The following is a 23,346-nucleotide window of genomic DNA, read 5'->3' on the forward strand; positions in this document are numbered from 1 at the left end:
AAGATATCGATGTCATATAGAGACGAGTTTAACTGGTTATGCGATGTGTACAGATTGGAAAAACTATGTAATAAGAACGTGTGCATTATGAAGTTTTCCCCAAACATGATAAAATGAAGTTACTTAAACAGTTGATAGATAAAGGAGACGGAATTATGACCAAAAAGCTAATTCTAATGGATGGCAACAGTATTATTTATCGTGCTTTTTTTGCTCTGCCATTATTGAATAACGAAAAAGGCGTCTATACGAATGCCGTTTACGGATTTACTACGATGCTGCTCCGTATTTTAGAGGAAGAGAAGCCAACGCATATGCTCGTGGCCTTCGATGCAGGGAAAACAACATTTCGCCATCAAACCTATAAAGAGTATAAAGGAGGACGCCAAAAAACACCTTCAGAGCTTTCTGAACAATTTCCAGTCTTAAAAGAGCTGCTGGATGCTTTTGACATCAGGCATTACCAGTTAGATCAGTATGAAGCAGATGATATCATTGGCACATTATCAAAACAGGCAGATGATAAAGACTGGGAAGTAACCGTTATTTCTGGCGACAAGGATTTACTGCAGCTTGTTTCGGATCACGTGACGGTCAGTGTAACCAAAAAAGGAATCAGTGAAATTGAAAAATATACACCGTCTTATCTTCTTGAGAAAATGCAGGTAACGCCTGAACAGATTACTGATTTAAAAGGACTGATGGGAGACAGTTCAGACAATATCCCGGGAGTGCCGGGTGTCGGTGAAAAAACAGCAACGAAGCTGTTAACACAATTTCATACGTTAGAGAAGGTTTACGAGAATCTGGACGATGTAAGCGGGAAAAAGCTTAAAGAAAATTTAACAAACCACCAAGATGATGCGCTAATGAGTAAAGATTTAGCAACAATCAATCGGGACTCGCCCATCGAGGTTAGTCTGGATGATGTTATTTATGAAGGTTACTCTGCCGCTTCCGTCCGTCAAATGTTTATGGATTTAGGCTTCCAATCTCTGTTGACGCGTCTTGCCGGCTCCGACGAAACGGAAGAAGAGGCGATAGAGCATAAAGAGATTCAATATGACATAGTGGAAGAAATAACGGAAGATCTATTTTCAGAGGAAGATGTACTCGTAATAGAGATGTTGGGTGAAAATTATCATACAGCTCAAATAGAAGGTATTGGCATTGTCAACGCCGATAAAAAAAGCTTCATACCTACTTCGGTTGCGATGGACTCGCCTATTTTCAAAAAATGGGCAGAGGACCCTCAGAAAAAGAAAATTGTATTTGATGCTAAGCGGACAAAAGTTGCCTTATTACGGAACGATATACAAATAGAAGGCATAGTGTTTGATGCGCTGCTTGCTTCTTATTTAATCAATCCTGCTGAAAACAGTCATGATATACCTGCTATTGCAAGCAGAAAAGGAAAATATGACGTATCCTTTGATGAAGAGGTTTATGGAAAAGGCGCAAAACAAAAGGTTCCGGAAGAAGCAATTCTCAGTGAGCATGTGATCCGGAAAACCAATGTACTGCTTGAATTATATCCGGCGATGGAGAAGGAATTAGAGGATAATGAACAGGCGAAATTATTAAAGGAATTAGAAATGCCGCTTGCTTTGATTCTTGCTGAGATGGAGCATCAGGGTGTTTTAGTAGATGTGGACCGGCTGAAAGAAATGGGAGACGATTTAAAAGAAAGGCTCAGCAATTTAGAAAAAGAAGTATATGAATTAGCTGGCAAGGAATTTAATCTGAACTCACCGAAGCAGCTCGGGCCGGTGTTATTTGAAGATTTAGGGCTTCCTGTAATCAAGAAGACGAAGACTGGTTACTCTACGGCAGCAGATGTTTTGGAACAGCTGGCAGATCAGCACGAAATAATTCCTAAATTACTTTTGTACCGTCAGTTAGGGAAGCTGCAATCAACCTATATTGAAGGCTTGCAAAAGGTGGTCCGTAAAGATACGCATAAGATTCATACACGCTTTAATCAGGCTTTAACACAGACAGGCAGATTGAGCTCAGTTGATCCCAATTTGCAAAATATCCCTATCCGTCTGGAGGAAGGCAGAAAGATACGGCAGGCGTTCGTCCCATCTCGAGAAGGCTGGAAAATGTTTGCTGCTGATTATTCGCAAATCGAATTACGGGTACTTGCCCATATTGCAGGGGATGAGAAATTGATTGCTGCCTTTAAAAATGATTTAGATATTCATACACAGACAGCAATGGATGTATTTCATGTCGAGAGAGACGAAGTCACCTCGGGTATGCGCCGGCAGGCAAAGGCTGTCAACTTTGGGATTGTATATGGAATCAGTGATTATGGACTATCCCAGAACTTAGGGATTACTCGGAAAGAAGCGAAACAATTCATCGAACGGTATTTTAAGAGCTATCCAAGCGTTAAAGAATATATGGATGACATTGTTGTTGAAGCAAAGCAAAAAGGCTATGTATCCACACTGATGAACCGTCGCCGTTACTTGCCTGATATTACGAGCAGGAACTTTAATGTACGCAGTTTTGCGGAAAGAACAGCGATGAATACACCTATTCAGGGAAGTGCAGCGGATGTAATCAAAAAAGCAATGATTGATTTAGACCATCGAATGAAACAAGAAAAACTGCAGGCCAAGCTTTTATTACAGGTCCATGATGAATTGATATTAGAAGCACCGGAAGACGAGATTGAAATCTTAAAGGAAATCGTTCCAGAAATGATGGAAAAAACGGTTGACATTTCTGTTCCGCTCAAGGTCGATTATTCTTATGGAGAAAGCTGGTTTGACGCGAAGTAAGGGGAAGGGAAAATGCCGGAATTACCAGAAGTAGAAACCATTAAAGAGACGTTAAAATTGCTTGTTCAAGGAAAGACGATTGAAAAAGCAGATGTTCTTTGGGCAAATATAATAAAACAGCCGGATGATGCGGAGATATTCAAGCATCTGCTGGAAGGACAAACCTTTCAACAAATAAAAAGAAAAGGGAAGTTTCTGCTTTTTTATCTAGATGAATATGTGCTTGTATCCCATTTACGAATGGAAGGAAAATATCGGTTGCATCAGCCGGGAGAAGAGATAGAAAAGCATACGCATGTTGTCTTCCATTTAAAGAATGGAGAGACATTGCGTTATAACGATGTTCGTAAGTTTGGAACCATGCATTTATTGGCCAAAGGGAGTGAATTCACGCAGGCTCCTTTAGCTGCGCTTGGCCCCGAGCCGTTTGAAGAAGCATTTACGACGGATTATTTTTACGAAAAGCTGAAAAAATCCTCCCGGTTTATTAAAACGGCGCTTTTGGACCAAAATCTGGTCACGGGGCTTGGAAATATTTATGTTGACGAGACGTTATTCCGTTCCGGGATCCACCCGTTAACAAAATGCAATGAACTGACAAAAAAAGAAGCGTCTGCTATTCGTTCTGCAGCCATTGAAACTCTTCAAGAAGCTGTGAAAGCTGGTGGTACGACCATCCGAAGCTACGTAGACAGCCAAGGGAATATGGGAATGTTTCAACAGGTTTTATATGTTTACGGTCAAGATAAGAAGCCATGTAAAACCTGTGGGGAAGAAATTATAAAAATGAAGGTTGGCGGACGGGGAACGCACCTATGTCTTCATTGCCAGCCGCAAAAAAAGGTGAATGTTTTATGAGTTTAGTGATTGGATTGACCGGAGGCATTGCCAGTGGGAAAAGCACGGTAGCGAAAATGTTTACAGCATTAGATATCCCGGTAATCGATGCGGATGTGATAGCGAGAGAAGTCGTGGAGCCTGGAGAAGCATCTTATAAAAAGATTATCGAGGTATTTGGCAAAGACATAGTAGGCGCAGATGGGTCGATTGATCGCCCGAAGCTGGGATCTATTATTTTTTCAAATGAAGAAAAAAGAGAACAATTAAACCAAATTGTTCACCCGGCTGTCCGCCAACGGATGCTGGCGAAAAAAGAAACGTACACAGAGCAGGGAGAAAAATGCATTGTGCTGGATATCCCGCTGCTGTTTGAAGGCAAGCTGGCTTCTTTAGCGGATAAAACAGTCGTCGTGTTTGTAGATGAAGCAACACAGTTAGAGCGTTTAATGGAAAGAAATCAGCTTCGTGAACAGGAAGCAATGGACCGGATTAAATCACAGATGCCATTAGCAGAAAAGGCAAAGCTTGCTGATGAAGTAATTGATAATAATCATTCCGTGGAAGAAAGCAAGAAGCAATTATTTGATTTGCTGAAAAAATGGGAAGTAATGGAATAGGTGAGTGAAAAGACACTATCTGAACGGTAATTTACACCGTTCAGATAGTGTTTTTTTATATCAGAAAAAGAAATGCTGAAAATGGTTCTGGAAAAAAGAAGAAAAAAATCTTTGTCATGGTCAAAATATGTATCCCCCTGTTTAAATGGACATCCATCTGTTCCTTACAAAGGATATTCAAAAAATGTGTGAAACATTTTAATATTTAATGACACACTTTCTCTTATATGTGTTATACTAATTACAACAAAAGATAAAAAGTATAACATTTTCGGGAGGAAGATAGTGCTTATGGAAAAAACGCGTATTGCAATTACAGGTTTTGGTCGAATTGGTAGAATGGTTTTTCGTCAAGCAATGGAAGAGGAGCATTTAGAAGTTGTTGCCATTAATGCGAGCTATCCTTCAGAAACGCTTGCTCACTTAATTAAATATGATAGTGTCCATGGTCCTTTTAATGGAGAAGTGCAAGCGCTGCCGAATAAATTGATTGTTAACCGGAAGGAAGTTCTTTTGGTGAATTTCAGAGAACCGGAAAAATTACCATGGGAAGACCTTGAAATTGACGTTGTTATCGAAGCAACTGGCAAATTTAACACAAAAGAGGCAGCTGGGCGTCATCTGCAGGCTGGAGCAAAAAAAGTAGTCATCACCGCTCCTGGAAAAGAAGTGGATAAGACAATTGTTATTGGTGTAAATGAAAATGATTACAATCCAGAATTAGATGATGTTATCTCGAATGCATCTTGTACAACCAATTGTTTAGCTCCTGTGGTTAAAGTAATTGATGACCACTTTACGATAAAGAACGGATTAATGACGACTGTTCATGCATATACAAATGATCAAAAGAATATTGATAATCCGCATAAAGATTTACGCCGGGCAAGAAGCTGCACGCAGTCTATCATTCCGACAACGACCGGGGCTGCTAAAGCGCTTGCAGAAGTGCTGCCTCAGACGAAAGGTAAATTACATGGAATGGCATTGCGTGTACCAACACCTAATGTATCATTGGTAGATTTAGTAATTGATATTGAAGAAGATGTTACGATAGAAGAAGTGAATGCTTTATTCAAACAAGCATCAGAAGGAAGTATGCGTGGGATTATTCAATATTCGGATGAACCTCTGGTTTCTATTGACTATACTACAAGCACTTATTCTGCAACCATTGATGGGCTCTCCACGATGGTGATGGATAATAATAAATTAAAGATTATTGCTTGGTATGATAATGAATGGGGCTACTCTAAGCGTGTTGTCGATTTAGTCAGCTATGTAGGTTATAGACTGGAACAGAAAGTGCGTTTAACATCATAGAACGATAAAAAAGGGAAGTAGGCTTCTATATCAGCTTCCTTTTTCCCGAAAAGAGATTCTTATAACAGCAGAAAAACATCCGCTTGAGCGTTCATGCGGATGTTTTTCTGTCTTATACTTTAAATTTCTGTGTCTCCTCCTGCAATCCTTGAGCAGTTTCACTTAAGGAGGTGGCAACATGGGCAACTTCATTCATCGTTGCAGATTGTTCTTCCATTGAAGCGGCAATCGTGTCAATATTGCCAGACATGACCTGTGATCCGGTTGAAATTTCTGTAACGGAGGCAGAAACTTGTTCTGCGCTTGCTGAAAGCTCCTGTGAGGTTGCTGAAACCTCCTGGATTTCGTGTGTCATTCCTTGGACAGCAGTCACAATCGCTTCAAAAGATGTTCCGGCCTCAGTAATAACCTCTACTCCTTTTTGAACAGCAGGTAAAGCAGTTTGCATGGCTTTCTCCACATTTTCTGTATCATTTTTGATTTCTGTGGTTAACAGACTAATAGAGCTGGCTGATTTTTTGGATTGCTCAGCTAGCTTGCGTACTTCATCTGCTACAACTGAAAATCCTTTTCCTTGTTCACCTGCACGGGCTGCCTCAATCGCTGCATTTAATGCTAATAGATTGGTTTGATCTGTGATATCAGTAATGACCTTCGTAATATTTTCAATTTCTTCGGTTTGTTTTGCCAGTTTCAGCACAAGATCATTGACAGAAGAAGCAGATTCATTTATGTGATTCATTTGCTGCTGAGCGTCCCCGATAACCAATGTTCCATTTTGTGCGGCTTCACTTGTTTCGCTGGAAGAAGCATGAAGTGACTGCGCAGCTTCAGCAATTCGCTGAACACCCTGAGCGTTTCTCCCATTGCAATGGAGCTTTCATTTGCGGCGTGTGCTGCAGTTTGAGAAGTTTCCGCAGTCTCCGCAGCCTGCTTCGTCACTTCTTCCGTTGTTGCAGATGCTTCTTCAGCGCTTGCTGAAAGCTCTTCGGATGATGCACCCAGCTGTTCCGCATTGTGTTGAATACGCATAATTAAGTCCCGGATATTATTTTTAGAAGCATTGAAAATTGCAGCCAGCTGACCTAGTTCATCTTTAGATTTAATAGCTATATCCTCTGCAGATAGATCACCATCACCAAATTTCCTTGCAACATCCATGACACTTACTAATGGGGCTGTGATAGAACGGCGAACATAGAACATTAAACCAATACCAATGAGTATACTTGCACCCAGAACAACGAATGAAATAACCTGGGCAGTAACAATGGCAGAGCTTATTTCGCTATCGATATTATCCATTTGTCCAGTTTGATAGATTTCCATTTCTTCAGCTGCATCAAGCATAGCAGTGTTGATATCCTGTACAGTTGTATTGACGATTTCTGTCGCCTCTTCGATATTCCCATTTTCCACATCAGCTATAATATCTGGCATTGCCTCATTGAAATCATTATTCGGGGCATTAGCCTGATCCCAATATGATCTCATTTCCTCAGATGCTAAATAGCCTTGTAATTCATCTAAATTGCCGTCAAGGTCTGCAGCGACAGCTATAAGATTCTCTCTATGGATATCTTCCTCCGGTTCTAAAATCATTGAACGGGTATGGAGCGCCTGCATCGCAACATCATAGCGGATATTTTCAATTAACATAAGCTGCTTCAGGCGTGAATCCATTGCCTCCCCTACATCATTTTCAATGTTTTTCAAATTCATGATGCTGCTTCCAACAGAAACAGCCAATAAAACAATTAATACAGTAAAAGATAAATTCAATTTCTTTCCTACACTCATTAAAACATACTCCTTCTTTTTTAAAATGACATCTTTATGGATAATGGCTTTCTTAATTACTTTATCGGTTGTTGTTGAACAATATGTAAAAAGTCTTTATGACTATTTCATGAGAATAATACCAAGAAATTTAAACGGGTTTATGTTCTATAAATGTCTTTTTAATGTGCTTATATTAAATCCGCAGTTTACTCTATTTTGGGAAAGTAGTTTAAATGTACAAATCATGTTAAAATAATATATACGTATATGTATTTATATGTTTAAAAGAATTGGAAGATACGGTAGAATAAATACGCTGCAATGCTGTTTACAGAGAACAGAGATGCTTGTAGAATAGTTTTTTATAGCGATAAATATAGGATGTGTATGTTTATGTCAATAGGGTATAAAATGAAACGTTTTTTTAGTAATCATGCAGAAACAAGTGATCATCATATAGATGCAAGCTTAAAAACCAGATATTATAAAGCGAGTAAGAATACTGTTATTCAGGAACTAGAGACGTATTTTAATGGAAGCTCTGACTTTTCGATTCATGCCAGCTCGGAGCAGCATGGGGAGATTAGTGCTGTCAGTAAACGAGGTAAAAAAGTTTTCATTATTGCTACAGTCATTATGGTCCGGCCGTATTATACAGCGCTTGACTTTTCAGTGACTACAGAAACACCTCTCCAGATAGATTTTGGTTACAGTAATAAAATCATAAAAAGAATGTATCAGCATGTGAATGAACAATTACCATTAATAGAAGGGTAAATGAAGAAGGAGTGAACGAAATGCGTTGTTCTAACTGCAATAATAAAAATACGAAAGTGTTAGATTCTCGTCCAATTGAAGAGGGAGCAGCTATACGCAGACGCCGGGAATGTGAGAAGTGCGGATTTCGTTTTACCACTTTTGAACGGATTGAAGAAGTACCACTCATTGTTGTGAAAAAAGATGGCATGCGTCAGGAGTTTTCAAGGGAAAAACTTACCAGAGGGATTATCAGAGCTTGTGAGAAACGCCCTGTGGCGATAGATACGATAGAAAATATTGCTTTAGATGTAGAAAAGAAATTACGGAATGAAGGGAACTCAGAGGTTTCCAGTCATAATGTAGGCGAAATGGTGATGGAAAGACTTGCTGAGGTGGATGAAGTATCTTATGTCAGGTTTGCTTCTGTCTATCGTCAATTTAAGGATATAACTGTTTTCTTGGATGAGTTGAAAGAAATTATCAAGACAGATAAACAAACACAGGAAGAATAAAATAAAGGATGGGTTGAAATGAATGTAATCGGAAAAATCCTTCCTATTGATGGGTACCATGTTGTTATGGATGAACAGCCTTTCATTGATTTTAATGCATCATTGACGCATTTTTATCAGCCGTTGATTGGGGTTCAGGCAATTTCGTTATACTATACATTATTTTATGAGGTAGATTATGCGCAAAAAGCGCAGACACATCATACATTAATGACATATTTGAATTTAACGCTGGATAATATTTACCGTGCACGTATAAAATTGGAAGCTATCGGGTTATTAAAGACCTATAAACGAAGAGAGGACAACAGAGATTATTATACTTATAGTGTGCAGCGTCCTTATTCCCCCAATCAATTTTTTGGAGAACCTATGCTGTCCCAGCTATTATTACATCATATAGGAGAACAGAAATATAATGAGCTTTATGCTCGTTATGTAAAGGACAGCATCGCTTATGGGGAAGAGGTAACAGCTGATTTTAATGAAGTGTTTGATACGATTACACCTTCTTCGTCTGCTGTTCTGAATATGGAAAATGAAAAAGAAAATAGAGAAACGGATTTAATGGATTTTTCATGGATAGAACAGTCGCTTCGTCAGCGGTTTATTCCGGCTGAAAAAGTTTTACATTCTGTAAATAAAAAACTCATTTATCAGATGAAGGTATTATATGATGCAGAAAGTATAGAAATAGAAAAAGCACTTTTATGGGCACTTGATGAAGATAACCAATTGAATCAGGAAGAATTTAAATCTGCTTGCCATGATATGTTTATCTCCCGTAATAATGGACAGGCTATCCGTTTAAACGAAAAAATGGCAGCTGTTGATACACAAGTTTCTATGAAGCAGCCTGCGACAAAAGAAGAGCAGCTGATTCACGAGCTGGAGAACATATCACCAAAGCAGTTATTGGAGGATTTATCTGACGGAAACCATGCTTCGGAGCAGGATATTAAAGTAGTCCGGGAAGTGATGACTAAACAGGGGCTGCCAGCTCCTGTCATGAATGTACTGATTCATTATGTTCTGCTGCAATCCAATATGAAGCTGTCTAAAGCGTATATGGAAACCATTGCGGGCCATTGGTCAAGAGTTGGATTGAAAACAGCAAAAGATGCCATGAACTTTGCTAAACAAGAACAGGAAAAATATAAATCATCCAAAAGTAAACCAAGGAAAAGTAATAATTATAATTATAATAACAACTATAAAAAAGAAGTTGTTCCGGACTGGTTTAATAACCGGAAAAAGACACCATCAAAAAATACAACAGACAGCAATATAAGCGAACAAGAGCAGCAGGAAATTGAAGCTAAGCTGCAAAAATATTTAAATGAAAGCTGAGATGAAAAGGAGGGATAATAGGTGAAACCGATACAATCCGAATTAAAAGCATGGATGGACAAAAATGAGAACTTCAAAACCAATTACACTAGAATAAAAAATGAAATTCTAAGTGATCCCTCTGTTAAAGCATTTTTGCGTGACCATCCGGAACTGACTGACCACGATATTGAAAAGAATTTAATGCGGCTCTATGAATATAAATCACAATCGAAACAATGTGACCGTTGTGCATCTTTCGGAGAGTGCCAGAATTTGATGCAGGGTTACTCTCCAGTATTAAGTATGGATAAAAATGAAATTAGACTGAGCTATGAAAAATGTCATTCACGTATTCAGGTTGAGGAACAGGAAGCACAACAGAAGCTTTTTCAGAGCCTTTATATGCCGAAGGAGATTTTAGAAGCAAAAATGTCAGAAGTGATCCAAGATAAGTCAAGAATTTCAGCTATTGGTGAGATTATCAGCTTTTTAGAAGAAGCAAAAAGCGGGCTGCCGAAAAAAGGATTGTATCTTCATGGATCATTTGGAATTGGAAAAACCTATTTGCTCGGCGCGATAGCAAATGAGCTGAAAAAGAGAAATTACTCTACTACCTTGATTTACATGCCAGAGTTTGTCCGGGAAATAAAAGGTTCCTTTAAAGATGATTCATTTAACGAAAAGATAGATTTCTTTAAGAAAGCGGATGTGTTAATGTTAGATGATATTGGAGCGGAATTGCAATCTGCCTGGTTTCGGGATGAAGTGTTGAGCTCCGTACTGCAATACCGGATGATGGAAGGATTGCCTGTCTTTTTCTCCTCCAATTTTGATTTGAATGAACTGGAGAAAGAATTGGCAAGCACCAGAAACGGTGTGGAAGAAGTGAAAGCCGGCCGGATTATTGAACGGATTAAGCAGGTTAGCAGTGTGGTAAAAATGTCCGGTAAAAATAGAAGAGACGAATAACGATTTGAACACACATGATTCACAATCTGCCTTCATAAAAAAGATTTCCGCTCAGATACGGAAATCTTTTTTTATGAACAGGAAACGTAGGTAAAAAGCTAGAGGGTTTCATGGGGGAGTAAACCTAACAATATTGTCAGGTTAATGAATTTTATTAAATTTGATATAGATAGTAATAAAACCTGTCTAGCGGAGGAAAAACACGTAGACTCCTATGGGAAAGCGTAGTGTTTTTCCGTAGCGGCCGCACTAACCTGACAACATTGGTAATCCTGAACCCCAGAAATATACACCGTTTTCCGCAGCCCCCAAGCTCATTTCCTTTAAAGAAAACTTGCTGACTGGCAGGGTTATCAAACATGGTTTGGTTTCAACTTTTCTTATACTACATGACTTTCATTTGCTAGTCTGACTAGTTTACGCATTTTTATATAACCTTGTCCATATAATTGTAACAGTTTGTAAGTGGATGAGGGTGATATGTATTGTTGGAACTGTATTTTGAATCGGATAAAGAAGTAACGGTTTTTCGTAATCAGTTGACTCCATATAAAAAGCAGATCAGAGTACATCAACAAACAAATGCCTGGAGCAGCAGATTAAGGCTGGAAGGTGATTTAGCAGAGAAGGAGTTCATCCATGTGATAAGCTCCGTGATGGCAGAGTTTTTTATAGAAGAGCATCTTTCTGACATCATTATTGGTAAGATTACCGATAATTATTATTTTTCAGATCCGGATGAAATCAACCGTATTTATGATTTTTCTATGTGGATTTTGTTTGAAACAGATTCAGACAATCAGTATTTGCGAGAACATGTGAATACTATAAAGCTTTTGCAGGATATTTTTTTTCGTCATTTAAAAGAACATAAAAGCATTCATTTTAGTGCAATATTGCATTTTCGGCTTGCTTCCTTTTTAGAATTTGTCCACGAATGTGTCGGGAAAGCAATTGAAGAATTTAAACGGGAAGAGGATCATCAGGCATTTATAGATATGCTCCGTCATTATATCGAGAAAAAAGATCCCTGTGTTGATTTGGTTTATATCGAACAGGGAGAGAATTTTATTTTTTATAATGATAAAGGAGAAGTAATTTCTAAAGATATGCTGCGTATGTGGATGTTTCAAGCACCGTTATATGCATTGGGCCTGCATGAAAATGAATTTAATTTAAGTCCGCTTATTGCCATGTCGCCAGCAAAAATAAAAGTGTATGGAAATGATCCGGACGATCCGAAAATCATGACAATAACAAATATCTTTCAAGAAAGGGTGGAATTTGAAACGGAAGGAACTTCTATCCTGTCTCGCGGAGAATAATCCATTGGACTTGCTTTTCAAACCTGAAAGGAATATAATACGAATAGAGTTTGAAAATAAGCTGCTGAGATGAGGACAACATTATTTCCTGATTACGTACTCAGAGAGGGAAGTCATTTGGCTGCAAGCTTCCTTTCGTGAAGAAATAATTACCGCCTCGGAGCATTGCTGCTGAAACGATTGAAAGTAGGCAGTAACGTCCTATCTGCGTTAAAGATCAATGAAGCTGAGGATAAGAGGATTCGTTTATCTTCAGGAATTTGGGTGGAACCACGGCATAAAACGCTCGTCCCTTTGCATAGCGCAAAGAGATAGAGCGTTTTTTTACATTTGATAAAGGAGTTCGATGAACATGGCTGATTTAACAATTATTTTTCCAGATGGAGCTGAAAAAGCCTTTCCGGAGGGAACAACAGGAGAAGATATTGCTGCTTCTATTTCTTCAGGTTTAAAAAAGCAGGCACTTGCAGTTAAATTGGATGGAGAGCCTGTAGATTTACGCCGTCCTCTTCCAAAGGGCGGAAAAATTGAAATTATTACGTATCGTGACCAAGAAGGCTTGGAAATAGCACGTCACTCTACAGCCCATTTATTAGCGCAAGCTGTAAAACGCTTGTACCCTAATGTGCAATTAGGTGTCGGTCCAGTGATTGAGGAAGGCTTCTACTATGATATTGATATGGAGCATACCTTAACTCCGGAAGACCTTCCGAAAATAGAAAAAGAAATGAAACGGATCGTGGACGAGAACTTAGAAATAACTCGTGTAGAAGTATCTCGTGATGAAGCAAAAGCCCGCTTTGCAGAAATTGGTGATGACTTAAAATTAGAATTGCTGGATGCAATCCCTGAAGATGAAACAGTAACCATATACGAACAAGGGGAGTTCTTTGATTTATGCAGAGGAGTGCATGTTCCTTCTACCAGTAAAATCAAAGCATTTAAATTATTAAGTATTTCTGGCGCTTATTGGCGTGGAGACAGTAATAATAAACAGCTGCAACGTATTTATGGAACCGAATTTGAGAAAAAATCACAATTAGAGGAATATCTGCAAATTTTGGAAGAGCGTAAAGAAAGAGATCATCGGAAGCTTGGGAAAGAGCTTGGTATTTTCACCGTGTCGCAAAAAGTAGGACAGGGTCTGCCATTATGGCTGCCAAAAGGAGCAACTATTCGTCGTAACGTGGAGCGTTATATCGTTGATTTAGAAGAACGCTTAGGTTATGACCATGTGTATACACCTGTTCTTGGTAATGTAGAGTTGTATAAAACAAGCGGACATTGGGACCATTATCAGGAGGATATGTTCCCGACTATGGAAATGGATAATGAAGAGCTTGTATTGCGTCCAATGAACTGTCCGCATCATATGATGGTTTTCAAAAATCAACTATGGAGCTACCGTAACCTGCCTGTCCGTATAGCAGAGTTAGGAACCATGCATCGTCATGAGATGAGCGGGGCGCTTGCCGGTCTGCAGCGTGTCCGTGCAATGACATTAAATGATGCGCATATTTTTGCTCGCCCGGATCAGTTAAAAGAAGAATTTATCCGCGTGGTAGAACTGGTTCAGCGTGTTTACAAAGACTTTGGAATCGATGACTATTATTTCCGTCTTTCCTATCGTGACCCAGAAGATAAGGAAAAATATGTAGATAATGATGCCATGTGGGATAAAGCGCAGGCAATGCTGAAGGAAACCATGGAAGATATGAACTTGGAATATGTAGAAGCAGAAGGAGAAGCTGCTTTCTATGGTCCGAAGCTGGATGTGCAGGTGAAAACAGCATTAGGAAAAGATGAAACATTATCTACAGTGCAATTGGACTTTCACTTGCCAGAACGTTTTGACTTAACGTATATCGGAGAAGACGGAAAAGAACATCGTCCCGTTGTTATTCACCGTGGTGTTGTTTCTACGATGGAACGCTTTGTTGCATTTCTTATTGAAGAGTACAAAGGGGCTTTTCCTACTTGGCTTGCTCCCGTACAAGCAAAAATCATTCCGGTATCTTTGCAGGCGCATCTTGATTTCGCTAAAGAGGTGGAGGATAAATTACGCCAGGAAGGTGTCCGTGTTGAATTAGACAGCCGTGATGAGAAGCTGGGCTATAAAATACGTGAAGCACAGACACAAAAAGTTCCATTTGCCCTTGTTCTGGGAGATAAGGAATTGGAAGCAAACAGTGTGAACTATCGCCGTTACGGTGAACAAGACACAGAAACACTTCCGTTTGATCAATTTGTTGATTTTATCAAGGAAGAAATTAATCAGAAGAAATAAGCAGTAATCATGATTTTTAAAAGGGAAAAGCTATTTTCATATTTAATATGAAAATAGCTTTTTTGTGGAATAAGAAAGTATAAGCGGAGATCGCTTCGGCGAGGACAACGATGTTTTAAAGACCAAGCGGTATTCTTGGTTTTTCTTGTGAGAGAGCATTTCCACGTTAACCGTCTTACTTCTATTTTGCTAAAAACATTGACACTTCAAAATAACCGTGCTATGATTCAATAGTTGTTTAAAACAAAAGGATACAGTCCTTGACAAAAAAACGATAAAATGCTATATTATAAAAGTTAATGATATGATCTAACGACAAGCAGAAGCACCCGCTTCTCACCTGTTTGACGTCCCTGGAGGATAGTTGACTGGTTCATCACGATTCATGTTTACGAATGAGGAGATGTGTGGGTGCAAGTATGTACCGACACTTTTTTTATGTATTGAAATGACTTGTCCAGATAGATCAGTAACAAAATTTCGGAGGTGGCTGGCTATTAGCAAGGATATGAATGTTAACGAAAAAATTCGTGCAAGAGAAGTTCGTCTCATTGATTCAAATGGGGATCAGCTTGGAGTAAAATCTCGTAACGAAGCATTAGATATTGCTCAGAAACGAAACCTTGATCTAGTATTAGTTGCTCCAAACGCAAAACCACCGGTATGTCGTATTATGGATTTCGGGAAGTATCGTTTTGAGCAGCAGAAGAAAGAGAAGGAAGCTCGCAAGAAGCAAAAGGTTATTAATGTGAAGGAAGTGCGTTTTACTCCTGGAATTGGTGACCATGACTTTGAAACGAAGCTTAAAAATGCACGTAAGTTCTTGGAAAAAGGGGATAAAGTTAAAGCTGCGGTTCGTTTCCGCGGTCGTGCGATTACCCATAAAGAACTAGGGAAAGAAGTACTGGACCGTTTCGCTGAAGAAGTGAAGGATCTCGGAACAGTAGAAACAAAACCGAAAATGGAAGGCCGTAATATGTTTATGATGGTCGCTCCATTGAATGAAAAAAAATAAGCTTTTTATTGCAATGACTGGAGGAAAAAATCATGCCTAAAATGAAAACTCATAAAGGTTCAGCAAAACGTTTCAAAAAAACTGGATCTGGAAAAGTAAAAAGATCTCATGCATACACTAGCCATATGTTTGCACACAAATCTCAGAAGCAAAAACGTAAATTACGTAAGAGTACTTTAGTTTCTTCTGGGGACTATCAACGCATTAAACAAATGCTGCCAAAATAATAAATTTAGATATGTAATTGAATACAGGAGGGATTTCTTATGCCACGTGTTAAAGGTGGAACAGTTACGCGTCGTCGTCGTAAACGCGTCTTAAAATTAGCAAAAGGTTATTACGGTTCGAAACGAACTCTATTTAAAACAGCAAAACAACAGGTTATCAAATCAGGTCAATATGCTTATCGTGACCGCAGACAGAAAAAACGTGATTTCCGTAAACTTTGGATTTCTCGTATTAACGCTGCTGCTCGTTTAAACGATATGAGCTACAGCAAATTAATGCACGGTTTGAAGCTTGCTGGTATCGATATTAATCGTAAAATGCTATCTGATTTAGCTATTAATGACGAACAAGCATTTTCTCAATTAGTATCTCAAGCAAAAGAAGCTTTAAAATAATAGGAAGAATGAGAGATCGCATCCAAATTGGATAGCGATCTTTTTTTATCTTTCGAACCAAGGCGCTCAGTGTTGCAGGAAACAGAGACTTTCTTTATGATGAAAAGGTATCATTCATGAAAACAGGAGGAAGAAATGGAAAACATATCATCATGGCTTCTATATATACTTATTGCGAATACGATTGGGTTTTATTTGATGTTTAAAGATAAACAAAAGGCAAAGCAGCGAGCATATCGAATTCCTGAACGGACCTTTTGGCTGCTGGCTATTTTAGGAGGAAGTGCCGGTGTATATATTGGCATGCAGACTTTCCGGCATAAAACAAAGCATAAGAGCTTTACTATTGGTATTCCGGTATTAATCGCGATTAATATAATCAGCTTTATTAGCCTGACTGTCTATTTCTAGGGGGGGGGAGTGTTTCATTTTAATGGAGCATTTTTTTAATAGAAAAACCAGCGTAATTCTTTTATCATACACAGCTCGTCTTGAAACATATATATAAATAGAAATTAAACCAGCTTCCTCAGAGGAGGGGTAGCCATGGAATACGTTGGGAATTATTTGCTGGTGATTGTTGAGATGGGAGGCGTGCTTTCTCCGCTGCTGTTTATTATTCTTCATCTCATTCGGCCCATGTTATTCTTACCAGTTGTGTTTATTTGTATTTCTGGCGGTATCTTATTTGGTCCAATTGCAGGAAGTGTTTATTCTATTATCGGGATAACAATGGCGAGTTTGCTTTTTTATATCATGGCAGGCTGGATGCCGAAATCTATTGATAAACTCATTATTTTGAAGCAGCGGTTACTTGGCAAGCATACAGAAATGACAACCGCTCAGATTACGCTGTTACGCCTTGTTCCATTTATTCATTTTCACTTATTATCTTTATGCTTGATTGAAACGAATCAAACCTTTAAAGGATATATAAAATCTTCCTTTATCTCAAACATACCTCTGGCAATTGTCTACACAAGCATCGGCGGTTGGATCTCTCAGCTTTCTCCGGTATATATCGCTGCATTTATCATCGCCTTACTCCCATCCCTGTACCTGTTAAGGAGAAAAGAGATTATTATTAAATGGCAGGAGTTTTTTGCTTCGCCAACGTCGGGTACGGAGCATCGGCATCATGGATTATCAAAACCTCTTACACCAAGTAAAACAACCAGTTCTTGAGCATAAGAGCTGGTTGTTTTAAAATAAAAGTAAGAAAAAGGGGTTAATAGAGGTGATGTATGATATAGAACTCCCGTCGTGCTGGAATTGTGAGCATGAATTTAAACTTCGTGAGCTTGTCTGGAGCTGGAGAATGCGCTGTCCAAGCTGTAAAAAGAAGCAATTTTTAACAAAAGAAAGCCGGTTTAATACATTACTTTTCAGTCCGATTCTAATGATTGTTATTTTCATCATGAATGTATGGAACTTTTCTTGGGTGATTATTATTCCAGTAAGCTTTTGTTTATTCCTTATTTTTATGTTAATTATCCCTTATTTTTACCGTTTTACCGACAAAGAAGCTCCTTTTGTATAGAAAAATAACCAGTCCTGTCCGGGCTGGTTAGTCTTTTGTAATCTCCGTTATAATCAACTCATTAATCGGATGCTTCCACGTAATGGAAGCGTGCGGATAGTGAATTAATATTTCCTGCTCCAGAAAATACAAATCCTCTCTCGTCAATCCCCGAAGCTCTAATGGATTTTTAACGGTAACATGAATATCCACGACTTCAAAAGCATCTTCGGTGGTCCCTAAGTATTTTTCACCGATAAAAAGGCAGCCTTTATAAGTTAATTGGAAATTTTTCTTATTGTTATTTTGTTCATCTAATAAATAAAAACCCTGATTTTCCCGAGAAAGACGCAGCTTTCGCTCAGGATTTTTTAAGTATTGAATCCATGTATAAATTAATAGTGCAATTGCAATCACTAATAATATTCGAAAGAGAATGATGGCCATAATTATCTACTCCTTAGAACGTCCTGTTACCCCTTCATACGGATGAGATTCAAAAAAGTTTCAGAGAAATATTATTTTATTAAAAAAATGTTGAAATTTAATATTTCCTGCCTTTCCTGATTGTCATACTGGGATCTTCTCTGATTTTAAATCCTTATATTATTTTATTGACTTAAACTAATTCGATTAGTTATAATGTTAATAACATTAGTTTAGGTGATTAAATGATAATTAAACGATATCATAATTTATATCAAATTACTTTTCTGCCGTATCTTTTTCCAATTAACTGCTTTGTTGTAGAGCAGGAAGCAGATTTAATCTGTATCGATATGGGAGTGGGGAAGTTTGCTGATACGGTAAAAGAAATGGTTCATCAAACTGGAAAGCCATTGAATACATTAATTTTGACCCATGCACACGGAGATCATGTAAACGGGATACCCTATTTTAAAAAAGTCTTTCCTGAAGTACTGGTGGGAATTTCAAAAAGAGACAGTTATTTATTAAAAAAAGATTTTCGCTTGCAGGAAGACGAGCCGGATAAACCTGTAAAGGGAGGCTTTCCTAAAAACATTATCCCGATTGATTTTACTTTTGAAAGCGGAGAATTCATTGATTCTTTGGAGGTAATTTCGAGTCCGGGGCACACTCCGGGAGCTGTATCTTTTTTTGAACCGCAGCATCGAATGCTTATTGCCGGAGATGCATTCCAAACAAGGGGAGGCCTTGCTGTTTCCGGGGTCTTAAAGTGGCAGTTTCCTTTTCCTAAAATAGCAACTTGGGACAGGAAAATGGCTGTAGAGAGTGCAAAAAAATTACTGGATTTAAATCCCGAATTACTTGCAGTAGGACATGGTAATATGCTCGTCTATCCAAAGGAGCAGATGAAAAAAGCGATAAAAGTTGCAGAAAGAGGCATGGAAAAATGAGAAAAAAGATAACCCAGGAAAGAATCATTGATGCAACGCTAGAAATTGTGGAAGAGAAGGGAATAGCCGGTGTAACCATAAAAAATACAGCCATACAATTAGGCATCAAGCCGCCATCCCTATATAATCATGTGGAAAATTTAGAAGACCTATTAGATATAGCAGCTAATAGGAGTATGCGGAATTTGTATGAGAAACTACTCACAGCCAGTATTGGATTGGAAAAGAAAGAAGCGCTGTGGGCGATTGCGCAGGAGTATCGAAATTTTGCAAAAAACAATCCGGGGCAATATGAATTAGCGCAAAAAGTGAATGTTTGGAATAGCGAGGAAACGAAACAAATATCTGAGCAGATTGTAGCTATCTTTCTAAAAATACTGCAAAAATATACGTTATCCGAAGAGGAAGCGATTCATTTTATTCGGGTATTACGAAGCTATCTGCATGGGTTTACGCTGTTAGAGATAAATGAAGGATTTGGGCTTCCGCAGGAGCTGGAAAAAAGCTTTACAATCGGATTGGAACTGGTTTTGACAAATTTGGAAAGCCGTTCAAATCAAGATGGTCAATGGGAATAAAAAGATTTTCTAAAAGGTCTGTGATAAAATGGAAGAGAACATGGAAGAGGAGGCGTTACGTTGGATTGGAATCAGCTATTTGATATGCAGAAGCAACTAGATACATATATTGAAAATAATCATGATTTGTCAAATGTAAATTTATTTCGTGAAAAGCATCTTGCCTTGCTGGTAGAGCTTGGAGAGCTTGCAAATGAGACAAGATGCTTTAAATTTTGGAGTACCAAACCAAGAAATAGCGGGCAGGTTATTTTAGAAGAATACGTAGATGTTCTGCATTTTTTAATGTCCATTGGTATAGAAAAGGATCTTATTTATCAACCAGCGGATAAAACACAATTGGAAGAGGACATTACCGAATCAGAATGTTTTTATCACGTATATGAGAAGGCGATTACCTACCGGGAAAACCCGGTAAATGAAAATTATCAGCAGCTGTTCAGCTGGAGTCTGCGATTAGGAAATCAGCTTGGGTTTACGGATGAGGATATCCAGCAGGCTTATTGGGAGAAAAATAAAATTAATTATGAGCGTCAGGATCAAGGTTATTAAATCTTTTCCATACGTTGGGGAAGAGTAAGCTTATAGCAAATGATTGAAAGCGGCGAGTCCTCGTGTTGTATTTGTTGTTGATGAATGCAAAACAAAGGAAATTTGAAGCTTTATTACACCAGGCAAGCCAATTTTCTTTAAAGGAGAGATTTTGAATATGGCAAAATTAGACAACACCTTAACAATGCTTAAAGATTTAACGGACGCAAAGGGAATACCAGGAAATGAAAAAGAAGTGCGTGACGTATTTGAAAGCTATATCAAGCCCTTTGCGGATGAGCTGACAACAGACAATTTAGGCAGTGCCATCGCAGTGAAAACCGGAGATGAAAATGGACCGAAAATTATGGTTGCAGGGCATTTGGACGAAATTGGCCTGATGGTTACACGCATTGATGAAAATGGCTTTTTATATTTCCAGACAGCTGGCGGCTGGTGGAATCAGGTTATGCTGGCACAGCGCGTAACGATTATGGGTTCGGATGGAGATGTGACAGGGGTTATCGGTTCCAAGCCTCCGCATGTACTTAGTCCGGAAGCCAGAAAGAAACCATATGAAATAAAAGATATGTTTATCGACATTGGTGCTACTAGTAAAGAAGAAGCAGAATCGTTCGGTGTAAAACCTGGAGATTCGATTGTTCCTTATTTTGAATTTACCCAATTAAAAAATGAAAAATTATTGATGGCAAAAGCTTGGGACAACCGTATCGGTTTAGCAATTGCCATTGATGTATTAAGGGCATTAAAAGATGAAGCACATCCTAATACCGTCTATGGAGTCGGTACGATTCAAGAAGAGGTCGGTCTGCGCGGGGCAAAAACATCCGCCCATCTGATCCAGCCGGATATTGGTTTCGGTGTCGACGTCGGCATTGCAGGAGACACACCGGGGATTGCGAAACAAGAAGCGGACAGCAAGCTTGGCGAAGGACCGCAAATTGTGCTGTATGATGCTTCCATGATTTCACATAAAGGACTTCGTGATTTGGTTGTGGATACAGCAGAGGAGAATAATATTCCTTACCAATTTACCTCGATGTCTGGCGGAGGTACAGATTCAGGCTCCATCCACTTAACGGGCAATGGTGTTCCATCTCTGTCTGTTACAGTAGCAACCCGCTATATTCATTCCCATGCAGGGATTCTTCATCGGGATGACTATGAAAATGCGGTGAAATTGCTGACAGCTGTCATAAAGAAATTAGACCGGGAAACGGTAGATGCTTTAATTAAAGCTTAATAATGATAAAAAAATCGTGCCTTTAATCAATTTAAAAGGTACGATTTTTTATCAAAGAGGGTGCTATAAGATGCCCATTATTGACAGATAGAAAAAGCTATGGTAAATTATATTTAATTAAAAAATATTTAATTAAAAAATATTTAATTAAATATAAAAGGAGTTTTTACAATGAATCCAATCCGTGGAATGCACCACGTTACAGCAATTACAAGCAGCGCAGAAAAAAACTATGAGTTTTTCACTTATGTACTCGGTATGCGATTAGTAAAGAAAACAGTCAATCAAGACGATATCCAAACGTATCACTTATTCTTTGCGGACGATGAAGGCAGCGCCGGAACAGATATGACATTTTTTGACTTTCCAGGTATCCCGAAAGGTTCTCATGGAACAAATGAAATCTATAAAACATCTTTACGTGTTCCAAGTGATGCGGCGCTCGAATACTGGGTGAAACGTTTTGATCGCCTGGGAATTGCACATACAGGAATCAAACAGCAATTTGATGTAAAAACATTATCCTTCGCTGATTTTGATGATCAACAATATCAGCTCGTTTCAGATGAGAATAATAATGGAAGAGCATCCGGTACACCATGGAAAAATGGCCCAATACCAATAGAATTTGGAATTACTGGACTTGGCCCTGTTGTGGTACGTGTGGCAGATTTCAACTTTTTCAAGCAAGTGCTGGAAAAAGTATTTATGTACAAGGAGATTGCAGACGAGGGAGCATTCCATCTATTTGAAGTGGACGAAGGAGGAAACGGCGCCCGAATCATTGTAGAGCATAATGAAGAATTGCCTCCTGCAAGACAGGGCTATGGTACCGTGCATCACGCCGCATTATGTGTGGACGAACGGGAAGATTTAGATACATGGCAGCAAAGAATAGAGCAATTTGGTTTTAATACTTCGGGATTTGTGGAACGCTTCTATTTTGGTTCCCTATATACGCCAGTTGCGCCGCAGGTATTATTTGAAATAGCCACAGCCGGTCCTGGTTTTATGGAGGATGAGCCGTATGAAACAGTGGGAGAGAAATTAGCCTTGCCGCCATTTCTTGAGCCGCAGCGTGAACAGATTGAAAGTCAGGTAAGAGAAATCGATACGGTCCGCAGTACAAAAACCATTGAAAAAGAATATGAATAAAATAAAAAGATTCGTTTATCTATCCATTGATAAACGAATCTTTTTTTGTACAATTTAAGAAATATATCTTAAATTAACGTTAAATCTATTTTTAAGAACGGTATGTACCCATTACTTTAGATACATAAGCTGTTGTTTCCTTAAACGGCGGAATACCCTGATGTTTATCTACGTTGCCCGGTCCGGCGTTATACGCAGCCAAAGCTAATTCTATATTTCCGTTATACCGGTTAAGCATCTGACTTAAGTATTTTGTGCCGCCTTCAATATTTTGGCGGGGATCATACGAATTCGTAACACCTAAACCTGAAGCTGTTCCCGGCATTAATTGCATTAAACCTTGCGCGCCGGCATGGCTTCTGGCGTTCGGATTAAAATTAGATTCCTGCTGAATAACAGCATTGATTAATCGTTCACTTACATTATATTTGTTTGCCATTTCCTGAACGATACCTTGATAATTTGATGCCTTCCCACTGACAGGCTGACTTGCAGCTGGCTGTGCAGAAGAAGCCATTTGTGCCATAGGAGAAGAAACAACTTCAGGATTTTGAATATTCGATCCAAAATCCTGTGCTGTTCGTTCTTCTGCCTCCCGGATTCGTTCTAAAAGCAGCTGCTGAAAAGACTTTCCGCCGAAGCCTGTATTTTCTTCCACATTTCCTGCTTCTGGAGCAGAACCTAGCATGCCTAAAGGGTTTGTAAGTTGATTCGTATTGATTTCCATTCGCATTCACCGTCCGT

At 38.8% G+C, this 23,346-nt stretch carries 25 protein-coding genes and 1 other annotated feature; of the genes, 21 read left to right on the plus strand and 4 right to left on the minus strand.

What is annotated here, in order from left to right; genetic code table 11:
* Positions 1-155 precede the first annotated feature (155 nt).
* The 4 genes from polA (at position 156) to ACZSMY_RS03265 (ending at position 5,572) form a co-directional block, all read left to right on the plus strand.
* Complete coding sequence (polA, locus tag ACZSMY_RS03250) at positions 156-2,792, plus strand: DNA polymerase I (RefSeq protein WP_042534516.1); 2,637 nt, start codon at positions 156-158, stop codon at positions 2,790-2,792.
* A gap of 12 nt (positions 2,793-2,804) precedes the next feature.
* Entirely contained in the window at positions 2,805-3,650 is an 846-nt protein-coding gene (gene mutM, locus ACZSMY_RS03255; protein WP_465147453.1) for a DNA-formamidopyrimidine glycosylase, read from the plus strand.
* Entirely contained in the window at positions 3,647-4,249 is a 603-nt protein-coding gene (gene coaE / locus ACZSMY_RS03260) for a dephospho-CoA kinase (RefSeq protein ID WP_042534512.1), read from the plus strand. Before mutM ends, coaE begins: the two co-directional genes overlap by 4 nt.
* A 291-nt stretch (positions 4,250-4,540) precedes the next feature.
* The gene (locus ACZSMY_RS03265) at positions 4,541-5,572 is read left to right on the plus strand and encodes a glyceraldehyde-3-phosphate dehydrogenase (RefSeq protein ID WP_193064821.1); all 1,032 of its coding nucleotides are present in this window, start codon (positions 4,541-4,543) and stop codon (positions 5,570-5,572) included.
* Positions 5,573-5,684: 112 nt separating this feature from the next.
* Here ACZSMY_RS03265 and ACZSMY_RS03270 read toward each other — a convergent pair whose 3' ends face one another.
* Complete coding sequence (locus ACZSMY_RS03270) at positions 5,685-6,341, minus strand: methyl-accepting chemotaxis protein (protein WP_465147454.1); 657 nt, start codon at positions 6,339-6,341, stop codon at positions 5,685-5,687.
* Positions 6,311-7,372, minus strand: a complete 1,062-nt coding sequence (locus ACZSMY_RS03275) for a HAMP domain-containing protein (protein ID WP_465147455.1) — start codon at positions 7,370-7,372, stop codon at positions 6,311-6,313. Before ACZSMY_RS03275 ends, ACZSMY_RS03270 begins: the two co-directional genes overlap by 31 nt.
* A 375-nt stretch (positions 7,373-7,747) precedes the next feature.
* Between ACZSMY_RS03275 and ACZSMY_RS03280 the strand changes: the two genes are divergently transcribed.
* The 12 genes from ACZSMY_RS03280 (at position 7,748) to ACZSMY_RS03335 (ending at position 17,716) form a co-directional block, all read left to right on the plus strand.
* Positions 7,748-8,131, plus strand: a complete 384-nt coding sequence (locus ACZSMY_RS03280; protein WP_042534508.1) for a hypothetical protein — start codon at positions 7,748-7,750, stop codon at positions 8,129-8,131.
* Positions 8,132-8,151: 20 nt separating this feature from the next.
* Positions 8,152-8,625, plus strand: coding sequence for a transcriptional regulator NrdR (gene nrdR, locus ACZSMY_RS03285; RefSeq protein ID WP_042534507.1), 474 nt, complete (start codon positions 8,152-8,154; stop codon positions 8,623-8,625).
* Positions 8,626-8,643: 18 nt separating this feature from the next.
* Entirely contained in the window at positions 8,644-9,975 is a 1,332-nt protein-coding gene (locus tag ACZSMY_RS03290; protein ID WP_042534505.1) for a replication initiation and membrane attachment family protein, read from the plus strand.
* A gap of 21 nt (positions 9,976-9,996) precedes the next feature.
* Complete coding sequence (dnaI, locus tag ACZSMY_RS03295) at positions 9,997-10,926, plus strand: primosomal protein DnaI (protein WP_465147456.1); 930 nt, start codon at positions 9,997-9,999, stop codon at positions 10,924-10,926.
* A gap of 485 nt (positions 10,927-11,411) precedes the next feature.
* Positions 11,412-12,251, plus strand: coding sequence for a sporulation protein YtxC (ytxC, locus tag ACZSMY_RS03300; protein WP_465147457.1), 840 nt, complete (start codon positions 11,412-11,414; stop codon positions 12,249-12,251).
* Positions 12,252-12,603: 352 nt separating this feature from the next.
* Positions 12,604-14,538 carry a threonine--tRNA ligase gene (thrS, locus tag ACZSMY_RS03305; RefSeq protein ID WP_042534500.1) on the plus strand — a complete coding sequence of 645 codons (1,935 nt, stop codon included), beginning with the start codon at positions 12,604-12,606 and terminating at the stop codon, positions 14,536-14,538.
* A gap of 311 nt (positions 14,539-14,849) precedes the next feature.
* Positions 14,850-14,981, plus strand: a sequence feature (ribosomal protein L20 leader region).
* 65 nt (positions 14,982-15,046) lie between these two features.
* Positions 15,047-15,553 (plus strand): translation initiation factor IF-3, encoded by a 507-nt coding sequence (gene infC / locus ACZSMY_RS03310; protein WP_042534499.1) that lies wholly within the window; start codon positions 15,047-15,049, stop codon positions 15,551-15,553.
* A 32-nt stretch (positions 15,554-15,585) separates the two neighbouring features.
* Entirely contained in the window at positions 15,586-15,780 is a 195-nt protein-coding gene (gene rpmI / locus ACZSMY_RS03315; RefSeq protein WP_042534497.1) for a 50S ribosomal protein L35, read from the plus strand.
* Positions 15,781-15,819: 39 nt separating this feature from the next.
* Positions 15,820-16,176: a 50S ribosomal protein L20 gene (gene rplT / locus ACZSMY_RS03320; protein WP_042534495.1), complete on the plus strand. Its 357-nt coding sequence runs from the start codon at positions 15,820-15,822 to the stop codon at positions 16,174-16,176.
* A 135-nt stretch (positions 16,177-16,311) separates the two neighbouring features.
* Positions 16,312-16,587 (plus strand): DUF1294 domain-containing protein, encoded by a 276-nt coding sequence (locus tag ACZSMY_RS03325; RefSeq protein ID WP_042534493.1) that lies wholly within the window; start codon positions 16,312-16,314, stop codon positions 16,585-16,587.
* A 135-nt stretch (positions 16,588-16,722) separates the two neighbouring features.
* Entirely contained in the window at positions 16,723-17,361 is a 639-nt protein-coding gene (locus tag ACZSMY_RS03330; RefSeq protein WP_042534491.1) for a TVP38/TMEM64 family protein, read from the plus strand.
* A gap of 55 nt (positions 17,362-17,416) precedes the next feature.
* The gene (locus ACZSMY_RS03335) at positions 17,417-17,716 is read left to right on the plus strand and encodes a TIGR04104 family putative zinc finger protein (RefSeq protein WP_052485083.1); all 300 of its coding nucleotides are present in this window, start codon (positions 17,417-17,419) and stop codon (positions 17,714-17,716) included.
* A 27-nt stretch (positions 17,717-17,743) separates the two neighbouring features.
* Here ACZSMY_RS03335 and ACZSMY_RS03340 read toward each other — a convergent pair whose 3' ends face one another.
* On the minus strand, positions 17,744-18,142 hold the full coding sequence (locus ACZSMY_RS03340) for a sigma-w pathway protein ysdB (protein WP_193064816.1): 399 nt from the start codon (positions 18,140-18,142) through the stop codon (positions 17,744-17,746).
* Between the two features lie 224 nt (positions 18,143-18,366).
* On the opposite strand from ACZSMY_RS03340, the gene ACZSMY_RS03345 reads away from it, so the two are divergent.
* The 5 genes from ACZSMY_RS03345 (at position 18,367) to ACZSMY_RS03365 (ending at position 22,602) form a co-directional block, all read left to right on the plus strand.
* Complete coding sequence (locus ACZSMY_RS03345; RefSeq protein WP_193064815.1) at positions 18,367-19,074, plus strand: MBL fold metallo-hydrolase; 708 nt, start codon at positions 18,367-18,369, stop codon at positions 19,072-19,074.
* Positions 19,071-19,652, plus strand: coding sequence for a TetR/AcrR family transcriptional regulator (locus ACZSMY_RS03350; protein ID WP_042534485.1), 582 nt, complete (start codon positions 19,071-19,073; stop codon positions 19,650-19,652). Before ACZSMY_RS03345 ends, ACZSMY_RS03350 begins: the two co-directional genes overlap by 4 nt.
* A 60-nt stretch (positions 19,653-19,712) precedes the next feature.
* Positions 19,713-20,204: a dUTP diphosphatase gene (locus tag ACZSMY_RS03355; RefSeq protein ID WP_042534483.1), complete on the plus strand. Its 492-nt coding sequence runs from the start codon at positions 19,713-19,715 to the stop codon at positions 20,202-20,204.
* Between the two features lie 157 nt (positions 20,205-20,361).
* Entirely contained in the window at positions 20,362-21,447 is a 1,086-nt protein-coding gene (locus tag ACZSMY_RS03360) for a M42 family metallopeptidase (RefSeq protein ID WP_193064813.1), read from the plus strand.
* A 171-nt stretch (positions 21,448-21,618) separates the two neighbouring features.
* Complete coding sequence (locus tag ACZSMY_RS03365) at positions 21,619-22,602, plus strand: ring-cleaving dioxygenase (RefSeq protein WP_042534480.1); 984 nt, start codon at positions 21,619-21,621, stop codon at positions 22,600-22,602.
* Positions 22,603-22,693: 91 nt separating this feature from the next.
* On the opposite strand, the gene ACZSMY_RS03370 is transcribed toward ACZSMY_RS03365, so the two are convergent.
* Entirely contained in the window at positions 22,694-23,329 is a 636-nt protein-coding gene (locus ACZSMY_RS03370) for a lytic transglycosylase domain-containing protein (protein WP_226895115.1), read from the minus strand.
* Between the last annotated feature and the right edge of the window lie 17 nt (positions 23,330-23,346).

The sequence above is a fragment of the Oceanobacillus sp. B139/18 genome (genome assembly GCF_055524595.1).

What these genes read in the sequence shown, in the direction of transcription:
- polA (WP_042534516.1), top strand. Translation starts at nt 156, where the DNA reads ATGACCAAAAAGCTAATTCTAATGGATGGCAACAGTATTATTTATCGT.
- mutM (WP_465147453.1), top strand. Translation starts at nt 2,805, where the DNA reads ATGCCGGAATTACCAGAAGTAGAAACCATTAAAGAGACGTTAAAATTG.
- coaE (WP_042534512.1), top strand. Translation starts at nt 3,647, where the DNA reads ATGAGTTTAGTGATTGGATTGACCGGAGGCATTGCCAGTGGGAAAAGC.
- ACZSMY_RS03265 (WP_193064821.1), top strand. Translation starts at nt 4,541, where the DNA reads ATGGAAAAAACGCGTATTGCAATTACAGGTTTTGGTCGAATTGGTAGA.
- ACZSMY_RS03275 (WP_465147455.1), bottom strand. Translation starts at nt 7,372, where the DNA reads ATGAGTGTAGGAAAGAAATTGAATTTATCTTTTACTGTATTAATTGTT.
- ACZSMY_RS03280 (WP_042534508.1), top strand. Translation starts at nt 7,748, where the DNA reads ATGTCAATAGGGTATAAAATGAAACGTTTTTTTAGTAATCATGCAGAA.
- nrdR (WP_042534507.1), top strand. Translation starts at nt 8,152, where the DNA reads ATGCGTTGTTCTAACTGCAATAATAAAAATACGAAAGTGTTAGATTCT.
- ACZSMY_RS03290 (WP_042534505.1), top strand. Translation starts at nt 8,644, where the DNA reads ATGAATGTAATCGGAAAAATCCTTCCTATTGATGGGTACCATGTTGTT.
- thrS (WP_042534500.1), top strand. Translation starts at nt 12,604, where the DNA reads ATGGCTGATTTAACAATTATTTTTCCAGATGGAGCTGAAAAAGCCTTT.
- infC (WP_042534499.1), top strand. Translation starts at nt 15,047, where the DNA reads ATGAATGTTAACGAAAAAATTCGTGCAAGAGAAGTTCGTCTCATTGAT.
- rpmI (WP_042534497.1), top strand. Translation starts at nt 15,586, where the DNA reads ATGCCTAAAATGAAAACTCATAAAGGTTCAGCAAAACGTTTCAAAAAA.
- rplT (WP_042534495.1), top strand. Translation starts at nt 15,820, where the DNA reads ATGCCACGTGTTAAAGGTGGAACAGTTACGCGTCGTCGTCGTAAACGC.
- ACZSMY_RS03325 (WP_042534493.1), top strand. Translation starts at nt 16,312, where the DNA reads ATGGAAAACATATCATCATGGCTTCTATATATACTTATTGCGAATACG.
- ACZSMY_RS03330 (WP_042534491.1), top strand. Translation starts at nt 16,723, where the DNA reads ATGGAATACGTTGGGAATTATTTGCTGGTGATTGTTGAGATGGGAGGC.
- ACZSMY_RS03335 (WP_052485083.1), top strand. Translation starts at nt 17,417, where the DNA reads ATGTATGATATAGAACTCCCGTCGTGCTGGAATTGTGAGCATGAATTT.
- ACZSMY_RS03340 (WP_193064816.1), bottom strand. Translation starts at nt 18,142, where the DNA reads ATGGCCATCATTCTCTTTCGAATATTATTAGTGATTGCAATTGCACTA.
- ACZSMY_RS03345 (WP_193064815.1), top strand. Translation starts at nt 18,367, where the DNA reads ATGATAATTAAACGATATCATAATTTATATCAAATTACTTTTCTGCCG.
- ACZSMY_RS03350 (WP_042534485.1), top strand. Translation starts at nt 19,071, where the DNA reads ATGAGAAAAAAGATAACCCAGGAAAGAATCATTGATGCAACGCTAGAA.
- ACZSMY_RS03360 (WP_193064813.1), top strand. Translation starts at nt 20,362, where the DNA reads ATGGCAAAATTAGACAACACCTTAACAATGCTTAAAGATTTAACGGAC.
- ACZSMY_RS03365 (WP_042534480.1), top strand. Translation starts at nt 21,619, where the DNA reads ATGAATCCAATCCGTGGAATGCACCACGTTACAGCAATTACAAGCAGC.
- ACZSMY_RS03370 (WP_226895115.1), bottom strand. Translation starts at nt 23,329, where the DNA reads ATGGAAATCAATACGAATCAACTTACAAACCCTTTAGGCATGCTAGGT.